Source organism: Lachnospiraceae bacterium, from assembly GCA_025758065.1.
Classification (GTDB): Bacteria; Bacillota; Clostridia; order Lachnospirales; family Lachnospiraceae; genus Enterocloster.
In genome coordinates this window covers 1,575,890-1,592,251 of record CP107199.1, presented here as the reverse complement: position 1 = coordinate 1,592,251, position 16,362 = coordinate 1,575,890, and the positions used below count along the sequence as shown (strand labels likewise).

General features: G+C 34.0%; 14 protein-coding genes and 1 pseudogene. 6 read left to right on the top strand and 9 right to left on the bottom strand.

Annotated features, from left to right (window positions below; translation table 11 throughout):
• Nucleotides 1–22 precede the first annotated feature (22 nt).
• The 6 genes from OGM16_07280 (at nucleotide 23) to OGM16_07255 (ending at nucleotide 6,100) form a co-directional block, all read left to right on the top strand.
• The gene (locus OGM16_07280) at nucleotides 23–1,216 is read left to right on the top strand and encodes a hypothetical protein (protein UYJ48039.1); all 1,194 of its coding nucleotides are present in this window, start codon (nucleotides 23–25) and stop codon (nucleotides 1,214–1,216) included.
• Between the two features lie 399 nt (nucleotides 1,217–1,615).
• On the top strand, nucleotides 1,616–2,797 hold the full coding sequence (locus OGM16_07275) for a transposase (GenBank protein UYJ48038.1): 1,182 nt from the start codon (nucleotides 1,616–1,618) through the stop codon (nucleotides 2,795–2,797).
• Nucleotides 2,798–3,056: 259 nt separating this feature from the next.
• Nucleotides 3,057–3,371 (top strand): IS66 family insertion sequence element accessory protein TnpB, encoded by a 315-nt coding sequence (locus OGM16_07270; GenBank protein ID UYJ48037.1) that lies wholly within the window; start codon nucleotides 3,057–3,059, stop codon nucleotides 3,369–3,371.
• A gap of 87 nt (nucleotides 3,372–3,458) precedes the next feature.
• Nucleotides 3,459–3,842, top strand: coding sequence for an IS66 family insertion sequence element accessory protein TnpB (locus OGM16_07265; GenBank protein ID UYJ48036.1), 384 nt, complete (start codon nucleotides 3,459–3,461; stop codon nucleotides 3,840–3,842).
• Nucleotides 3,835–4,191: an IS66 family insertion sequence element accessory protein TnpB gene (gene tnpB, locus OGM16_07260; GenBank protein ID UYJ48035.1), complete on the top strand. Its 357-nt coding sequence runs from the start codon at nucleotides 3,835–3,837 to the stop codon at nucleotides 4,189–4,191. Before OGM16_07265 ends, tnpB begins: the two co-directional genes overlap by 8 nt.
• A gap of 274 nt (nucleotides 4,192–4,465) precedes the next feature.
• Nucleotides 4,466–6,100: an IS66 family transposase gene (locus OGM16_07255; protein UYJ48034.1), complete on the top strand. Its 1,635-nt coding sequence runs from the start codon at nucleotides 4,466–4,468 to the stop codon at nucleotides 6,098–6,100.
• Between the two features lie 100 nt (nucleotides 6,101–6,200).
• Here OGM16_07255 and OGM16_07250 read toward each other — a convergent pair.
• The 9 genes and pseudogenes from OGM16_07250 to OGM16_07210 all read right to left on the bottom strand — a co-directional run bounded on the left by OGM16_07250 (nucleotide 6,201) and on the right by OGM16_07210 (nucleotide 16,329).
• A pseudogene (locus OGM16_07250) lies at nucleotides 6,201–6,389 on the bottom strand (acyltransferase).
• Nucleotides 6,390–6,717: 328 nt separating this feature from the next.
• Nucleotides 6,718–8,187 (bottom strand): oligosaccharide flippase family protein, encoded by a 1,470-nt coding sequence (locus OGM16_07245; GenBank protein ID UYJ48033.1) that lies wholly within the window; start codon nucleotides 8,185–8,187, stop codon nucleotides 6,718–6,720.
• Entirely contained in the window at nucleotides 8,177–8,908 is a 732-nt protein-coding gene (locus OGM16_07240; protein ID UYJ48032.1) for a PIG-L family deacetylase, read from the bottom strand. Before OGM16_07240 ends, OGM16_07245 begins: the two co-directional genes overlap by 11 nt.
• Nucleotides 8,909–8,910: 2 nt before the next feature.
• Complete coding sequence (locus OGM16_07235; protein UYJ48031.1) at nucleotides 8,911–10,653, bottom strand: HAD-IIIC family phosphatase; 1,743 nt, start codon at nucleotides 10,651–10,653, stop codon at nucleotides 8,911–8,913.
• 15 nt (nucleotides 10,654–10,668) lie between these two features.
• Nucleotides 10,669–11,805, bottom strand: a complete 1,137-nt coding sequence (locus OGM16_07230) for a polysaccharide pyruvyl transferase family protein (protein ID UYJ48030.1) — start codon at nucleotides 11,803–11,805, stop codon at nucleotides 10,669–10,671.
• 12 nt (nucleotides 11,806–11,817) lie between these two features.
• Complete coding sequence (locus tag OGM16_07225) at nucleotides 11,818–12,975, bottom strand: hypothetical protein (protein UYJ48029.1); 1,158 nt, start codon at nucleotides 12,973–12,975, stop codon at nucleotides 11,818–11,820.
• On the bottom strand, nucleotides 12,972–14,066 hold the full coding sequence (locus OGM16_07220; GenBank protein UYJ48028.1) for a glycosyltransferase family 4 protein: 1,095 nt from the start codon (nucleotides 14,064–14,066) through the stop codon (nucleotides 12,972–12,974). Before OGM16_07220 ends, OGM16_07225 begins: the two co-directional genes overlap by 4 nt.
• A 3-nt stretch (nucleotides 14,067–14,069) precedes the next feature.
• Complete coding sequence (locus OGM16_07215; GenBank protein ID UYJ48027.1) at nucleotides 14,070–15,227, bottom strand: glycosyltransferase family 4 protein; 1,158 nt, start codon at nucleotides 15,225–15,227, stop codon at nucleotides 14,070–14,072.
• Nucleotide 15,228: 1 nt separating this feature from the next.
• The gene (locus tag OGM16_07210; protein UYJ48026.1) at nucleotides 15,229–16,329 is read right to left on the bottom strand and encodes a glycosyltransferase family 4 protein; all 1,101 of its coding nucleotides are present in this window, start codon (nucleotides 16,327–16,329) and stop codon (nucleotides 15,229–15,231) included.
• Nucleotides 16,330–16,362: the final 33 nt, after the last annotated feature.

The following is a 16,362-nucleotide window of genomic DNA, read 5'->3' as shown; positions in this document are numbered from 1 at the left end:
AGAAATTAGTGAGTGACCAACAATGGAAGTTTTAATTTTATTATTTTTGTTTTTGAATAATGGCATTATTAAATTGTTTCCAACTGCAGAATTCTTGTCATATTGGGATGAGCTGAGTTTATTGATTGCTTGCCTATTGTTATTGATTCGCACGGCAAGAAAAAAGTTTAAAAAAGACGACAGAAAATATCTTTTACTTATGATAGGGGCTGTTGCTATCGGATTGATTGGAAACATTATTTTTGAGTATCAAAATTCAAGCAGTGCTATTATAAGGGATATTGTTGGATTCTTGAAATTTCCATTATCATTGTATATTTTTTATAAATTGAATTCAGAAAACAAATTTGTTCTTAGAATAGGAAAATCACTACGCGTGTTTAAGTTGTTGACATGGGTCATATTAATATGTGGTATATTATCAATGTTTTTAAATGTTGGAATGAATTTACCTGAATTCAGGCATGGAATCCACCCATATATGTTTATATTTAAACACCCAACATATCTGACTACATGTTCAATAATGCTTATATGTTTGCTAAATGCATATGAGGAAACAACCATACTTTATGATATAATATTGATAATTCCCATCGTCTTAGGAATGAGAACAAAGGGATTTGCTTTCATAGCTGTATATATATTTGTGAAATATAGTGGAAATTGGTTAAAAAGGTTTAAGCCATTATACTGGATCATAATGGGTATGGTCATTCTTGCAGTTTCCTATAGTAAACTGGCATTATATGTTTCCTATTCCACATCTCCACGGGAAACATTATACTTAGGAGCGTTAAGATTATCTCAACTTTGTTTCCCTGTAGGTTCAGGTTTTGCAACATATGCTTCGCATATTTCAGGAAGATATTTTTCTGGAGTTTACAATATCATTACTATAGCAGGATTGTATAATTATGATGGAACAATTTCAGTTGCGATTGGAGATGCAGGTTTTCCATATTATATCGGTCAATTTGGGGTAATTGGTTGCATATTAATAGCAGTTTTGTTTATAAACTTGTACAAATTAAGTTTAAAGACCATACCTAAGTATAAAACAACCCCTATAGTTTTAATGTGGTTAATGATTATTATATCGTTAACATCTGAAACCATATTGGTTAATGATGGCTTTCAAATTGCGTTTATTATGTCTATTATCACAAAAACTTTATCTATAAAATATTCAAGCAATGTTAAAGCTATTGATTGATTTCCGCAGAAGTATGGCATGGAATTTCAACAAAAGTAAGTTCTGTTTTCTCTGCCATGGTAGGAACTGAAGCCTTTTGCTGACTGGTTCTATCTCCTATCAACGGAATGGAGTAAAAATCTATTAACTATCATCATTATGAACGTAAAGGTCAAACCACTCGCCTTTCGCTAAATCCATTTTTAGCAGAGATTTCGCTTTTAAGATAAAAAGTTCCCCATTTTGCCAGGGATCCATCTGGCAGAACGGGGAATTTTCATATTGAATAAAAAGTTACTGTTTTTTCTGCATAAGCAATCAAAAAGGACACCTTTTATTGTATAATTATGTTACCCACAAAACAACACGAAAGAAGGTGTCCTTAATGAAAAATTAGCATTAAAGAAGCTGCTAACTTATATGAAAAGTGTATATAAAATCCCGGAGAAAATCAAGGGGTTATCGGACAAAAGAAAAAGAAGATCGATCCCATTGTTTAATATCGTTATGCCGGCACTGCTCTTTCTGATACTGCAGTATGAGAGTTTTCATACAGTTTTTTCTGCGCCTGAAAGTATGGGAAAACGATTGAAAAACTGCATACATGGAAAGATACCTAAAATTGATGCGGTCCGTGACCTTCTTACCCAGATAGATCCAGATGAGATCCGTGAGATCCACGACCAGACGATCGATATCATAAAAAGCAACCGTGTATTTCGGGAAGGGACTATAGGGGGATATGTTGTAGCCGGTATCGATGGAGTGGAATTGTTCAATAGCACAAAAAAGTCCTGTTCGGACTGCCTTAGCCAGAAAAACCGTGCAGGTGAAACAGAATATTTCCACCGGAGCGTGGTCTGTATGACAGTAGGAAAAACGCCACATGTAATCCTGGGCCAGGAAATGTTAAAACCGAGGGACGGAGCGGAAAAAGATGAAGGAGAACTGACAGGAGGAAAAAAGCTGATCAGACGTCTGAAGGAAAGACACGGACATTTCGCAGATGTGATCGTAGCAGATGCGCTGTATCTGAATGCCCCATTTATCAATACGATAAAAGAGTGTGGACTGGATGCGGTGATCCGACTAAAAGATGAACGAAGGGAACTGTTTCAGGATGCGGAAAGCCTGTTTAAGCGGGATGAGGGGAAAAAAAGGTCGTTTACCTGTGGAAAAAAGAATATAGAAGTCTGGGATCTTTCAGGATTTGAGATAGATAATAGTCCCCATAAGCTTCGTGTGATCCGATATCATGAAAGCTGGAAAGAAAACGAACGCCGGATGTGGCTGGTAACGACTCTGGATCAAGGGGAACCTCGGGTTTTATGGGAGATGATGAACCGAAGATGGGATATAGAAGAGAATGGATTCCACCAGTTGAAAACGTATTATCACGCAAAACATTGCTATTGCCATGCAGCAACAGAAGTAATATTTGATCTGATGATCATCGGCTTCAACATGAGAGAATTATACCTGTATCGCCGTATTCAAAGATTTAAAGAAAGTGGAATCAGCCGAAAAAGTGTGAACCGGAAGTTTTGTGATGAGCTATTATTAGAAAAAGTAAAAAGTATCTTGTATGAAAAGGGCGGATAGTCTGTCAGTGGGAAAATAAAAACAGGCGCTTTGAAATGAGCTAAATTTAACTAAGGGGGGACTTTGTGCGCATTCAGCTATTCAGGAAGCAAAAGAGAAAATAAGCGTGAGAGGGGCACTATTTATAAATATAGTAAGCGCATAATTTCTGGGTAACTTTTCATCTGCCGTTTTGTAGTCCATAATGATGATAGTAAATAGATTTTTACTCCACTCCGTTGATAGGAGATAGAAATTCACTACACATGGAGGTTTCATTATGGCTGACAAACGTGCCTCAGGACGTTCTTTGGATGAATGGATGGATCTGGTAACTGAATGCAGACAAAGCGGTCTGACGGATGCTGCATGGTGCAATGAACATGGGATTTCTCCCAGCTGTTTTTACAATGCAGTTACCCGTCTTCGTAAAAAGGCCTGCCAGATACCTGAGCCAGCTGGAAAAGCCAGCACTCTGGACCTTACATCCCACAAACAGGATGTGGTCCAGATCACCATAGAGCCGGAGGATTCTCCGGCAGAACTGCTTCCGCATGCAGAAAACAGTTCCATGTACCTTGACAATTCACAGTAAAGGTCAAACCACGCGCCTTTCACTAAATCCATTTTTAGTGCATACTTGAGAAAAACAATAGATTTTTTCAAGGGAGGACTAAACACTATGGATCAGTGTACTCATGAAGTCCGTGCAGAGTACTGGAAGAAGATCATTCAGGCCTGTGGGCAAAGACCAGCAGGCCAGTCAGCCAAAAGCTGGATGGATGAGAATGGCATCTGCGAACAAAGCTATTATCACTGGCAGCGACGGTTCCGGAAACAGGCGTATGAAGAAATGAAGGGAAACTCTTCCGTTCCTGCCGTGACCGAGAAAACAGAACTGTCTTTTGTTGAAATTCCATGCCACACTTCTGCGGAAACAAATACATACATGGTTTCCGACAAACCTGTTGCAACGATTCGGACGGCAACGTTACAGATTGATATTTCCAATGAAATCTCGGATGTGCTCCTGAGCCGGATCATTCAGGAGGTGTCCCATGCTTGAAGATGCTGCTGGTATTCGCCGTGTTGTTCTTGCCTGCGGCACGGTTGATCTGAGAAAGGGCATTGATGGACTGGCAACGATTATAGGAGATAAGTATGGTCAAAATCCATTTGAGAAGGGAACGCTCTTTTTGTTTTGCGGGAAGCGTTCCGATCGGTGCAAAGGGCTCTTGTGGATGGGAACAGGATTCCTGCTTCTATATAAACGCTTTGAAGCAGGACGGTTATCCTGGCCAAGAAACATACAGGAAGCCGCAGATCTTACCGAAGAGCAGTACAAGTATCTTATGATGGGTTTAAATCCCCTGGATCCTAAAATCAAAGATGTCAATCCGAAAAATATCTATTGAAACGTTTGTACAAAACAGAGAAAATATATTTTCTGTTTTGGTACTGAAAAGAACTGCTATCGTTTACAATGGATGACCGGATCAGAACAATTCATTCGTCTGCTATCAGGCAGGAACGATGCAATTGCACCTTGAAAACCCTATATTTCCAAAGGCTGACATACGAATTCTGATGACTTTCGTGGCAGGAAAAAATGACGAACTCGGCCTGAAGGCTGATTCGCATTTGTCACAGATTTCTGCTATACTACCGTTAGTAAGAAAGGCGGATATCATGTGCAAAAAATTCACTCCAGATGAACTGAACAAGATGGATCATAAAACTAAGGACGATGTCATCTACCAGATGCAGGACCGGCTTGACCGACTGGAACACAACTATGAAAACCTCGTAGAGCAGATCCGGCTGGCAAATCAGCAGCGCTTCGGCCGCCATACGGAAAAACTGGATGATATCGCAGGCCAGCTTTCTTTTTTTAATGAGGCAGAAGCGAATTATGATGGAACAGCCAAGGAACCGACTGTGGAAGAGGTCATTGATTCATCCAGAAAGGTACCGCGAAAGCCTAAGAAAAAAGGCCAGCGTGAAGAAGACCTGAAGGATTTTCCGCAGGAAGTAATCCTTTATGATATACCGGAACAGGAACTGAATGAGGCTTTCGGTGAAGAAAACTGGAAAAGTATGCCGGATGAGATTTTCTGGCAGCTTCGTTTCGAACCGGCCAAATGGACTGCTGAAAAACACATCATAAAAGTGTATGTTGGAACAGATGGTGCGCATCAGGATGAATTTCTTCGTGGTGATCACCCGGAAACGATGTTCAGGGGAAGCATTGCTACTCCTTCTCTTGAAGCCGCAATCATCAACGCCAAGTATGTAAACAGCAATCCGCTTGACCGTATTTCCAGAGACTTCCAGGCAAACGGCCTGGATCTGTCCAAACAGACGATGTCGAACTGGACGGTGTGGACAGCTGAACGCTATTTATTGCCAGTGTGTGATCTCATGAGAAAACGTCAGCTGGAAGCACATGTAAATCAGAGTGATGAAACACCTGTAGATGTAATTCATGACGGCAGACCTGCAGGCAGTAAAAGCTATATGTGGGTCCACATCACTGGAGAATTAAGTCCGGTGCCGCCAATCATTGTGTATGAATACCAGAAGACACGACACAGCGATCATCCGAAAGCGTATTATAAGGACTTTGACGGTGTTCTTGTGACTGATGGCCTGGAACAGTATCATAAGCTGGAGCGGGATCTTGCTGGTGTGAAGAATGCGAATTGCATGGCTCACGCAAGGCGCCACTTCGCAAATGCGATTAAGGCAATTGGAAAAAGTAATCCAGAAGCGGTCGAGGCGTCTGTTGCGTATAAAGCACTGGTACGAATTGGTGCCATTTATGACCTGGAAGGAGCTTTAAAGGAACTGACTCCAGAAGGACGCTTAAAAGAGCGGCAGGCTTCCATCAAGCCTCTGGTTGAAGAATTCTTTTCCTGGCTCCGAAAGATACAGGCAGACCGGTCGGTGCTTCCAAAGAGCGAAACCGCCAAAGGCATCAACTATTGCCTGAATCAGGAAGAATACCTGAAAGTATTCCTGTCAGATGGAGAAGTGCCAATTGATAACCTGGCCAGCGAACGTGCGCTGAGAACTTTCACGATTGGCCGTAAAAACTGGATGACCATCAATACGGTACGAGGAGCTGATGCCAGTGCAATCATTTACAGTGTTACGGAGACCGCCCGGGCGAATGGCCTGAATGTCTACTATTACATGAAACATTTGTTGACAGAGCTGACACAGGTTGTTCGTGCCGATGGAAGTATAGACGAAAAAGAGTTAGAACCACTTATGCCATGGTCAAAAGACCTTCCGGCTGAGTGTTACAAGCGCCGCAAATAAGCGGCGCTGTATTTGGCGTGGAGCGAAGGATTTGACCTTTACGAATGGTGGTTCTCAAAGTCCGGACAGGTGGCTCAAAGAGCCCCGGAATAATCACAAATCATTTACCATACTTGCTCACAAGATAATACTGCTCATTTTTATCTAATTCAACATATTTATCTTTATCACGATACCCGATAATTTGAGCAGGATTTCCTCCAACAATAGCACAGCTCGGAACATCTTTAGTTACCAAGCACCCCCCTCCAATTACAGCACCTTCATGAACCGTAACACCAGGTAAAATAAAGGCAAACGAAGCTATCCAAACATTTTTTTCAATAACTATATCCTTATTAATTCCAATGCTATCATATGGCAACATATCACCTTTATAATTATGGTTTGACGTAAGAAATTTAACATCATTACCAATAATGACATTTGAAGAGATATTAAGATTTCCTCTACCATACATCTTACAATTAGGTCCGACATATAGGTAATCACTCAAATGAACTGTTTCTGGAGATGTAACTTCAATGTTTCCGGCAAACTCGATGTGCTTAAAATTTCCTTTAAGCCTCGACTTTAACTTTGTTTGTCTCAATTTGCAAATAAGCCAATAAATCATTTTACGAAATCCCCTTCTTTATTGCTCCAAGATTAAAAATTAGTAACGCCAAACCTACTGAAATCAAAAAAGTAACTATTTCCCAAATCACGCTAGTATCTAACAAAATAATCTTTACTGCAACACATGCTAATCCAACAATTATAGTTTTTATGCTCATTGTCAATAATTCTCGTACATGAAATTCAATGTAGTTTTTACAATATAACTTTGTTATTGTCACAATCAAAATACCTGTTAACGAAGTTGCAATAGCTAGTCCATAAACTCCTAGTAGCTTTGATAAAATTACATTTAAAACTATATTTAAAATTAGTCCACCCAAATTTATAAAAGATGTTATTTTGGTTTTTTTGTGTATATATAACAATCTATTGTACAAATCCCTTATACATAAAGCAAAATTACTGGGTATATAAATAATCAATAGTAGACTTAAAATTTTTATATTATTTTCATTCATTGCCCCTCTACCATAAATTATATTGCATACATTCTTCGAATCAACAAACATAACTATACAACATGGCAACAAAATTGATAACAAAAGAGATTTATACTTAGCAAACAATTTTCTGACTTCATCATCATCATCTTGTTTTTCACTAAGACTTGTGTAAACTATATTATTAAAAGATATCCCTATAACTGAATATATAAGTGCTGCAACTGTATTCGCATAACTAAGTAAAGCCATACTTCCAGAATCTAGTCCAGAAGCCATTGCTCTATCTACTATATAATTTAATTGCGAAACTATATTAACAATAAGTACAGGAGATGCCAGTTTTGCGACGCTTACAATATTAGGGTCATTTATTTTATATATAAAAGAATATTTAAATAATCTTTTTCCATTTATAAAAATCAATAGCATAAGCGCATTGATAAAATGTGCTAAAATTTTAACAATAATTATGCCTCGAATCTCATATTGATAAAAAAATAAAAGATAAACTATGAGCGAAACATTTAAAATTATTCCTTGAATTGAAGAGAAGATAAAATAATTATGCGCTTGAAGTACAACTATAAAATAATTCTCAGCAAAAACTAGCAATAATGAAATCATGTTTATTCTAGTAAGAACTTCCAAAGAGTTCATTACATCTGCAGAATATATATTGTAAAAACCCGGAACAAAAATTTTGAGGACAAAAGAAGAAAACAAAGCCAAAATAGCTGCTATCCCAATAATTATAGAACATAAAATATTAAAATAATTGCTAGTAAACCTATCCTTATCTTCATTTTGTAAGGATAATAATTTTGGAATATAAGTTGTACTAATTACGCCTGCACAAACCGTATATATAGCATTTATAATTCCATCCTCAAATACATAAACATCTGAAATAAAACCTGCTCCATACTTTGCCGCAATAAGAGACTCTCTAATAAAACCAAGTCCTTTACTAAATACCATTAAAAATATAACAACACTAAATGTTTTAAAAATTTTATTTCTCATTTATATTTTTTCTCTTAATCTTATCTCTTACCTTATATATCATATTTCTCAAACTAAAAGGCAAATGCCAAAATATAATCCTGCCTACAGTAATATAATCTGATGGGCAATAGGCTTCCGCATACTGTACACCATTATATCCACCTCGATATGAATTTAATGCTTCCACTGTTTTGATGTAATTAATGTCATGAAGTTGCGATGTATGTTCTGAAATCATACTTAATTTTTCATTCATTACATTTGAAATATCCAAAGTCCAGACAGGAAATTCCAGCAAGGTACCAACCTCATACTCAACCAATTTAAAATTTGCACTATTTTTTTTATACTTGCTTAAGATTTCAAATAATGCCGCATGATCGCGATTACCATCGAATCTGTTAGGAATAAAAACATAATCATATGGATTATAATTAAAGTTTTTTACAATATCCTCGTTTTCAATAGTTTTACCATCAGGTAAATCAAGAGCGTAGAAAGTATTAATTTTCACATGGGTCAACGCTTTTAAAATTTCTTTTTTTCTAATTGAAACTAGTTCATCCTCTTTTCCAAGATATTCTCCCGTATGTCCATGCCTTCCGTCAGTTATGAGTAATACATCACATTGATTTGGATAAAGAATCATTAAGCCACCGCACCCAATGCTCTCATCATCTGGGTGTGGTGCTATAATAAGTATATTATCCTCAGGTAGAATATTTATTTTGTCAACCATATTTAAACCTCATCTATAATACAAATATCAAATGGTAATGTAAAAGACTTAACTAATATAGGATCTTCAACTAAATATTCACCATTTTCTATAAACCCAGTTGTTTTAATTTTATCAATAATTTTTTTATTTCTATCTGTTGTCTTAAATTTAATTTTTACTGTATTTGACGAATACTTAGTCATAAGCCACTTAATAAAGTTTTCTTCAACAAATTTCATGGCTGCACGACATGAAAATAGCATATCCTCTACCACAAAATTTTCCAAAGAAATATTGCACACTCCAATGATTCCATAATCACCATATTTATCAGTAAGATGAATTTCGATAAATTCATAATCTGGTGATTGAATATAACTTACAATTTGTTCTTTGTTTAAACGCCTAACCGAAACATTAAGTTGATTGGTTCTCTGAACAATTTCATAATATCTATCTATGTTCTCTAGATTTCCCCTGTTAATTGTTAAATTCATATCAGCATTTTTCAAAAATGCAATAACATCGCCACCATTTTTTTGAATCTCTTTATTTCTCTGTATATTTTCAATATACTGTTTTTTTCGATTTTTTGTTTCTTCAGAAACAGGCGGATTAAACGGCTCAGTTTTAACGGTTTCAAATAAATCTAATATGTCGTACACTCTAACCATTGGCGCATTTGACCTAACTTCATTTCTTTCATTAATTGAATCATCAAAAAATGCTATTGAATCGACACCTATATTTAACAATTCTGCAATTCTTTTTATGTTCTTACTTTTTGGTTCCCAGTTAATTTGAGGTACCAAAAACATACTATCCAATTTTTGTGATTTTAAATATTCCATTACAGGTTCAAAATCATTTTTACTACAAATACTACTTACAATCCCTTTGTTTTCTAGCATTTTTATAATATCAATAACTTCAGATTTAATTTGTACATCTTCTTTTTGATCTACAAATATTCCATTCCAAAGAGTATTATCTAAATCCCATACCACACATTTAACCATTTTACTTGCTATACTTTTTTTATCCTTAATTTTTACAAGTTCTAAAGTCTTAAAGAATAGTTTATGTTTTTTGTCGAATTGCTCTGGATATAGATAAATATACTTTCTTTGCTTAATTTCATTTAACTTTTGACTATCTATTGAATCAATTATTAAATTTTCTCCTGTTGCTAAAGAATGGGATTTTCGGTATACAACAGTGTCTTCCGTCTTTATTTCCACTATTAAATTAAATTTTTCTCCAGGATTAACAATTTCACCTAGAAGTGCATTAGCATCCTCCGTACCCTTCCTTGATAAAAATGAAATATATTTTTGTCTCTCAAGTTCCCATCTGTGAAATAAAGACCATGGATCTTTTAAAAAGAATAAAGGATAATGTGTAAATTTAAAAATATTATCTAAAAGACTAATGTGCTTTTCTATCTTGAAATTTTCGTCTATACTAACCGCTTTTTCCCTATATAATATTTCTATTTTTGACCATTCTCTAAACTCGACAACTGCAGAGTATCCGTAAAGCCCGTTGAATTCATTTGAAGCTGATATGCCGTTTGTAACCCTTATGCATGAACCATCTTCTCTTCTTCGATATTTCTCGCAGGATTTATAGCATTCTGGCGGTGAACATTCTAAACAATGTTCTTCCCAAATAGTTGGAACAATTCGTTCTATTTTATCATTGATATGCTTACCAGTATATTTATTTACAGATTTATTTTTTTGCCATAGTAAACAAAACATTATATTTTACTCCTTTTAAGCATCTAGCAATGCATTAAATAAAATATCCTCAGCTTTTGTAGTGTTATACTTATCATTAATTGCTGAAATGATATTTAGTTTATATTGTTCATCGGAATCAATTCTTCTCAGATTCCGTATTATATTGTTAGCTGATATTTGAGAATATTCCCAGTTCTTACCATCACCTATATACTCTGCATATTTATCCAATAAAAAATCTTTCACGAAATCTCCATTCTTGCCATGATGCACAAGCGGAATAATTTTTTTCCCCATGATTGCTGATAATACAAGTGCATGATAGCGAATCCCAATAACATATTCGCATTGTGCTATATATTCTATTGCCTTATATGCATTATTTTGATCAACGCAAATTTTGACAATTTCAGGAATTTGAAGTTGCTCTAAAAACTCCTTATCTTCTTCATATAAAAATGGTATAACCGATACTTTATAACCTTCTTGCAGTAACTTTGTTATCAGTAAATTAATTTGATTTATATATTCGTCATAAACACTTTTTGTTTCATAACAAACTGCTGCTATCACTAAACCCACAGAATTATTAATTTTTTCTATGTTTTTTATTCTATCCAGAATACTCTCGGAATAGGAATAAACTACATCTCTTGATAAATATATGTTATTAAGTTTTAAAGTTTTCAATGTATCAAAAGAGCTTTTATCCCTCACTGTAATAATTCTTATTTTATCGAGTCTATTTTTGAAGCGTTTATATGATTTATTGATATTAATCGGGCCAGCACCAACATCTAACATATAAATTGGCTTTTTCATAAAAGAAAACATATCAATCATAAAAAAAAGTGTTATCGTCGATTCCTTGTGCCAGTCTGAAAGCGCACCTCCCGAGGATATTACCAAAACATCATTTTTTAATATATTCCTAATCACATCAAAAAAGCCATACTTAAACGCTCTAAGAAATTCTTTAGGCCTGTAGTCGATATATGTTGACACACGATTCATCCCTGCATGTAATTTTTTCACTTGACACGGCTTGGTCCCCATAACATTTATTTCTGCTGAGGGACACTGTTTTTTAATCAAGGACATACTTGCATCTAATATTAGTTCATCTCCAACATTGTTCTCACCAAACCAACCATACAACAAGATATTCATAGTTAATTCCCCTTAACTCTTCGCAATAACAGGACAGGTTCTCTTAGAATTATAAATTTCATTTATGGCAATCACATATAAAATGTACCACTTATAATCAGAAATTGAGGATTCTGTAATGCAAGTCAACATCATAGCGCTCAAACTAAAAAGTAAAATTTTTATTGTCGCACTATCACATGCCTTATCAAACAATTTTGAAATTTTTTTAAACCATACAGTATAAAGAAGTAGTAATAGAGCGCCTCCTTCAAAAAGAATTTCTAACAAAGAATCGTGCGACCCTAGTCCACCTATTCTTGCAGTTCCTGCGACATAACCATAGCCTAATAAATTATTTTTTATATAGTTTATTGTTATTCCCCAATAGTAATCTCTATTAGTAAAATTCAATTCCCTATGTAAAATATTTTTTATTAAAAAGCCAAAAATATTTTGTATCTTGAAAAATATAATTCCCACCGACAATAGCATTATTATTATATAAATAGTAAAAAACATTCCTTTTGGAAATCGTTTTTTTATAGCAAAAATAATGTTTAATGAAATAAACACCGCATAAACGACATATGCTGTTGCCGATTGTATCAATATCGTCGATATAACACAAACAATAATATTAAGTCTGGAAAACCATCTCCATTGTTTTTGTTTTATCAGCAATATTGAAATAACAAATAATGGGAATGAAAATACCAATGTAGTATTTGCATGCCCCAAAAAAGTGTAAATCCTTTCACTACCAAAATTGTACATTCCCTCTGGAAACATAATGATTGAAGCTAAATTTATATAAACCAATATTGCCAAAGCAATGCACACAGTTTTTATTCCAAGTTTGCGCTTAAATCTTAAATAATATGATATTAGTATAATCTCACAAATCAACCAAACAAACGAATAAACATAATCTTTCAGGCTTCCTTGCATAATAACTGTAAATAATAACGTATATGTCTTTATAACAATTAGTAAAACAAATTCAGGAACGAATAATTTCCTAAAATATTTAATAGCAACAATTGCACACACTATTAAACTTATTAACTGTAAAATTGTAAACGCACTATCAATGCTACTCACCTCATATGTATATCCAGGTTTATATAATGCCAGTAGTACAATTGCGCCAAAAGCTATACCGATTATGTTTTTTAAATGTATTTTCATATTCTACTATACTTTTTAAAACAATCCATGTAAATTGTGGCAACATTACTAATTGAAAATCTTTCATTAACATTGCTTACATTACCAATTTCACTAGTAGTTCTTTCTTTATATTTGAAATAAGAATTTATAAGTAAATGTAAACCTACTGCATCATTTGTAGCTGCAATAAATCTCTTATCGTAATTTAAAATTTCACTAACACCGTCATTTGGCGTTGATAATACCGGAGTACCGGCAGCTAATGCTTCAACTGCAATCATCCCAAAAGACTCGTTATCTGAAGGAATTACGAGGCAGTCTATTTCTTTTAAGATTGCTGGAATATCTTGCCTCTCACCAAGAAATATAACATTTCTCTCCAACTCATTATCATAAACGTATTTTTTTACTCTGTTATAGTAATCTTTGTCTTCTTCGGCTCCAAAAACACAGCCGCCCACTAATAAGCACGTAACATTAGCACCACCTTGTATAAGACTATTCAAAGCCTCTACTAATTTCAGTTGTCCCTTAATTGGTTGGAATCTACCTATGCAAGCTATCAACTTATTGCTTAATGGAATATTGAGTTCATTTTTTAAATTCGTGGGTTTCGCATTTTCATACCTTTCTAACGGTATCCCCAAATAAGATATGCTTGTATTTTTAAACCCCATTCTATCTAAGGATTCTTTCACTTTTGTTGATACACAAAAAATATGGCAGTTTGATTTTTTTATGAGTAGCTTCTTTAAGCCTTTAAAATTATACCATTGTCCGTGACATGTCCAAAATGTCTTTACTTTTAATCCTATGACAGCATAATGCATAATGATAGATGTAAGCGGATCATTACTATGAATAATTTGTATATTTTTATTTTTTGCCAGCTTTCTTATAAATAAAAGATTTTTTATAAGTTTCTTTTTATCTCTATAGTTCAATTCATATACCTGAATTCCATTACTCTTAAGTATATCATTAAGTCTTCCATTAGTGTTGCATAGAACACTTATATTGTTATCTTTCTTTAAAACAGCACTTAAATTTACCAAACTAGTTTCGCCACCACCCATACCCGATAAATCTGACGTAAATAAAATATTCATACTCTAATCAATTAGAAATTTATCAAACACATTTTTCCATGAATGATACCTTTCTACATATTCCTTTCCTCTCTCAGCGACCTTTTTTAATCTAACCTTATCGGTTAGAGCCTTACTAATTACTTCAGCCATATTATTTTTATCTACAAAAAAACAATTTTGACCATCTTGTAATCCATCTATACCTTCTCTACTAACATCTGTCAAAAATACAGGCATTCCAACAGCCATCGCCTCCAATACCTTATTTTTTGTTCCACTTCCATATCTTAAAGGCGATACATATATTTCCGATGAAGAAATAGTCCTATACATATCATCGACAAAACCTGTAATATGGATGTTTTTACATTTTAAATCTACTAATTTTTGAGTTGGATTCTTGCCTGCAATTACAAACTCAGCATCATTAATTTTTTCCTTAATTGCAGGATATACCTCGGTTGCAAAATAATATGCCGCATCCTCATTAGGGCCATAATCCATAACTCCTGAAAACACTATAGAGTTCTCTTTGGCATTACTAAATTGGTTATTTTCTGGTAAATCAACACCTAAAATTATATTATCAAATTTACAGGTGCAATTTTTATGCTCGCTTTGAGATCTTGTAGCATCTAAATCCGATACATAAATAACCTTCTTAATCTTATTAAAATATTTTTCTTCTACTTTCTTAAAATATTCGCTTTGCTTTCTATCATAAATTTTCTTTACAAATAATTTTTCAGCATTTGCCTTTCTTTCATACAACATTGCATTATTATCATGCATCATTGATATAATCGAAACATCTCTTGGAATGTACTCAGCAAAAGGCAAAGAATAAATCTGGTCCAAAATCACCACATCATACTTATCATAATCAATCTCTACATCAATTTTTTTTAAATCCACCTCCGAATAATAATCCGGAATACCGCTTATAAAATTTTTCATCCTAGTAAATTTATTAGGCATTTTATATAGTTTTTTATACTCTATTTTGTGGACAAACCTTTTTATTACTTGTTCAGCTTCAAGATCCCTCTCATAGTAATAAAAAACATCTAATTCTACATCAGATGGTACATTTTTTATAATATTATATATTGTGTGTATACCACCATTTTTGTGAGGTGGATAGGGGCATCTTTGAGTTATTAATAAATATTTTTTCATTCTATACCTTTAAGCATTCGTTATATATTCTTAGTGTCTCATTTATATTTTTTTCAATAGAAAAAATGCTTTTTGCTCTTCTATACAAATACCTACTTTGCTCATATCTCTTTGATTTGTCAGAAATTAAGTTTTTTATAGTCTCTGCTAAATCAATGATATCGCCAGGCAACACCATATGGATACTATCACCAACAATTTCCGGCATCGTTGAAATATTAGTCGTAATAATTGGTATACCATAAGAAATAGATTCTACCACTGTCATAGATAAACCTTCAAAATACGATGGCAGAACACATATACAAGTATTTTGTAAAACTTCGTTCTTCTTTTCTTTATCAATCCAACCAGGAAATATTATTCGATGATTTAAATTTAAGTTCCTAGCATATTCTTTTGCTTTATTTTCTTCATCAAAACCACATAAAATTATTGTGATTTCCTTTGGCAAATCTTTATCTATTAATTTAATCGAATCAATTAAATCATAAGCTCCTTTTCTTTTTGTAATCATTCCCATAAATGTAATGTAATTACCATTTATGTTATATCTGTTACTGCAAGAGCAATCTGCACCATTATATAAAACATCAATTTTGTCACTAGGAACAATTTCACATAATTGTTCTTTCCAATAGTTACCTAAAACCAATAATTTATCGGGACTATTCAATATTTCTCTTACTCTTTTTTTTTGATATTCTCGCAAGGTATTGTACCAACTCATTATTGGTCCAGCGTGCATCTGTATAATAGTTTTGATTTTAAATAATTTTGCTAATTTTACCACAAAACCCTTTCTGTACACGCTACCTTTTTCTGCCATATGAATATGGACTATATCAACTTTTTTTTCCGACAAATATACTAATATTTTTAGATACCCAGAAAACATCTTAATGGTTCTTTTGAATTTTGAGCCACCCGTAGATGTAGCAACATATTTCAAATTTACAAATTTATTGTATGTCTCATTTTTAATATAGGTTTCTGCTACACTCCACATACCGCCTATTCTACCTTCATCAACACCAACCATGAGGACATTTAATTTAGCCTCAGTCCCCGTACCAAAATCTATCATTTTCTGTTTTCTCACTAATCTCAGTCCTATGTTTCGTTAAAAAATCAT

Bases quoted from the DNA above. Each gene is read 5' to 3' on its own strand.
- OGM16_07280 (UYJ48039.1), top strand. From the start codon at position 23: ATGGAAGTTTTAATTTTATTATTTTTGTTTTTGAATAATGGCATTATT.
- OGM16_07275 (UYJ48038.1), top strand. From the start codon at position 1,616: ATGAAAAGTGTATATAAAATCCCGGAGAAAATCAAGGGGTTATCGGAC.
- OGM16_07270 (UYJ48037.1), top strand. From the start codon at position 3,057: ATGGCTGACAAACGTGCCTCAGGACGTTCTTTGGATGAATGGATGGAT.
- OGM16_07265 (UYJ48036.1), top strand. From the start codon at position 3,459: ATGGATCAGTGTACTCATGAAGTCCGTGCAGAGTACTGGAAGAAGATC.
- tnpB (UYJ48035.1), top strand. From the start codon at position 3,835: ATGCTTGAAGATGCTGCTGGTATTCGCCGTGTTGTTCTTGCCTGCGGC.
- OGM16_07255 (UYJ48034.1), top strand. From the start codon at position 4,466: ATGTGCAAAAAATTCACTCCAGATGAACTGAACAAGATGGATCATAAA.
- OGM16_07245 (UYJ48033.1), bottom strand. From the start codon at position 8,187: ATGAGAAATAAAATTTTTAAAACATTTAGTGTTGTTATATTTTTAATG.
- OGM16_07240 (UYJ48032.1), bottom strand. From the start codon at position 8,908: ATGGTTGACAAAATAAATATTCTACCTGAGGATAATATACTTATTATA.
- OGM16_07235 (UYJ48031.1), bottom strand. From the start codon at position 10,653: ATGTTTTGTTTACTATGGCAAAAAAATAAATCTGTAAATAAATATACT.
- OGM16_07230 (UYJ48030.1), bottom strand. From the start codon at position 11,805: ATGAATATCTTGTTGTATGGTTGGTTTGGTGAGAACAATGTTGGAGAT.
- OGM16_07225 (UYJ48029.1), bottom strand. From the start codon at position 12,975: ATGAAAATACATTTAAAAAACATAATCGGTATAGCTTTTGGCGCAATT.
- OGM16_07220 (UYJ48028.1), bottom strand. From the start codon at position 14,066: ATGAATATTTTATTTACGTCAGATTTATCGGGTATGGGTGGTGGCGAA.
- OGM16_07215 (UYJ48027.1), bottom strand. From the start codon at position 15,227: ATGAAAAAATATTTATTAATAACTCAAAGATGCCCCTATCCACCTCAC.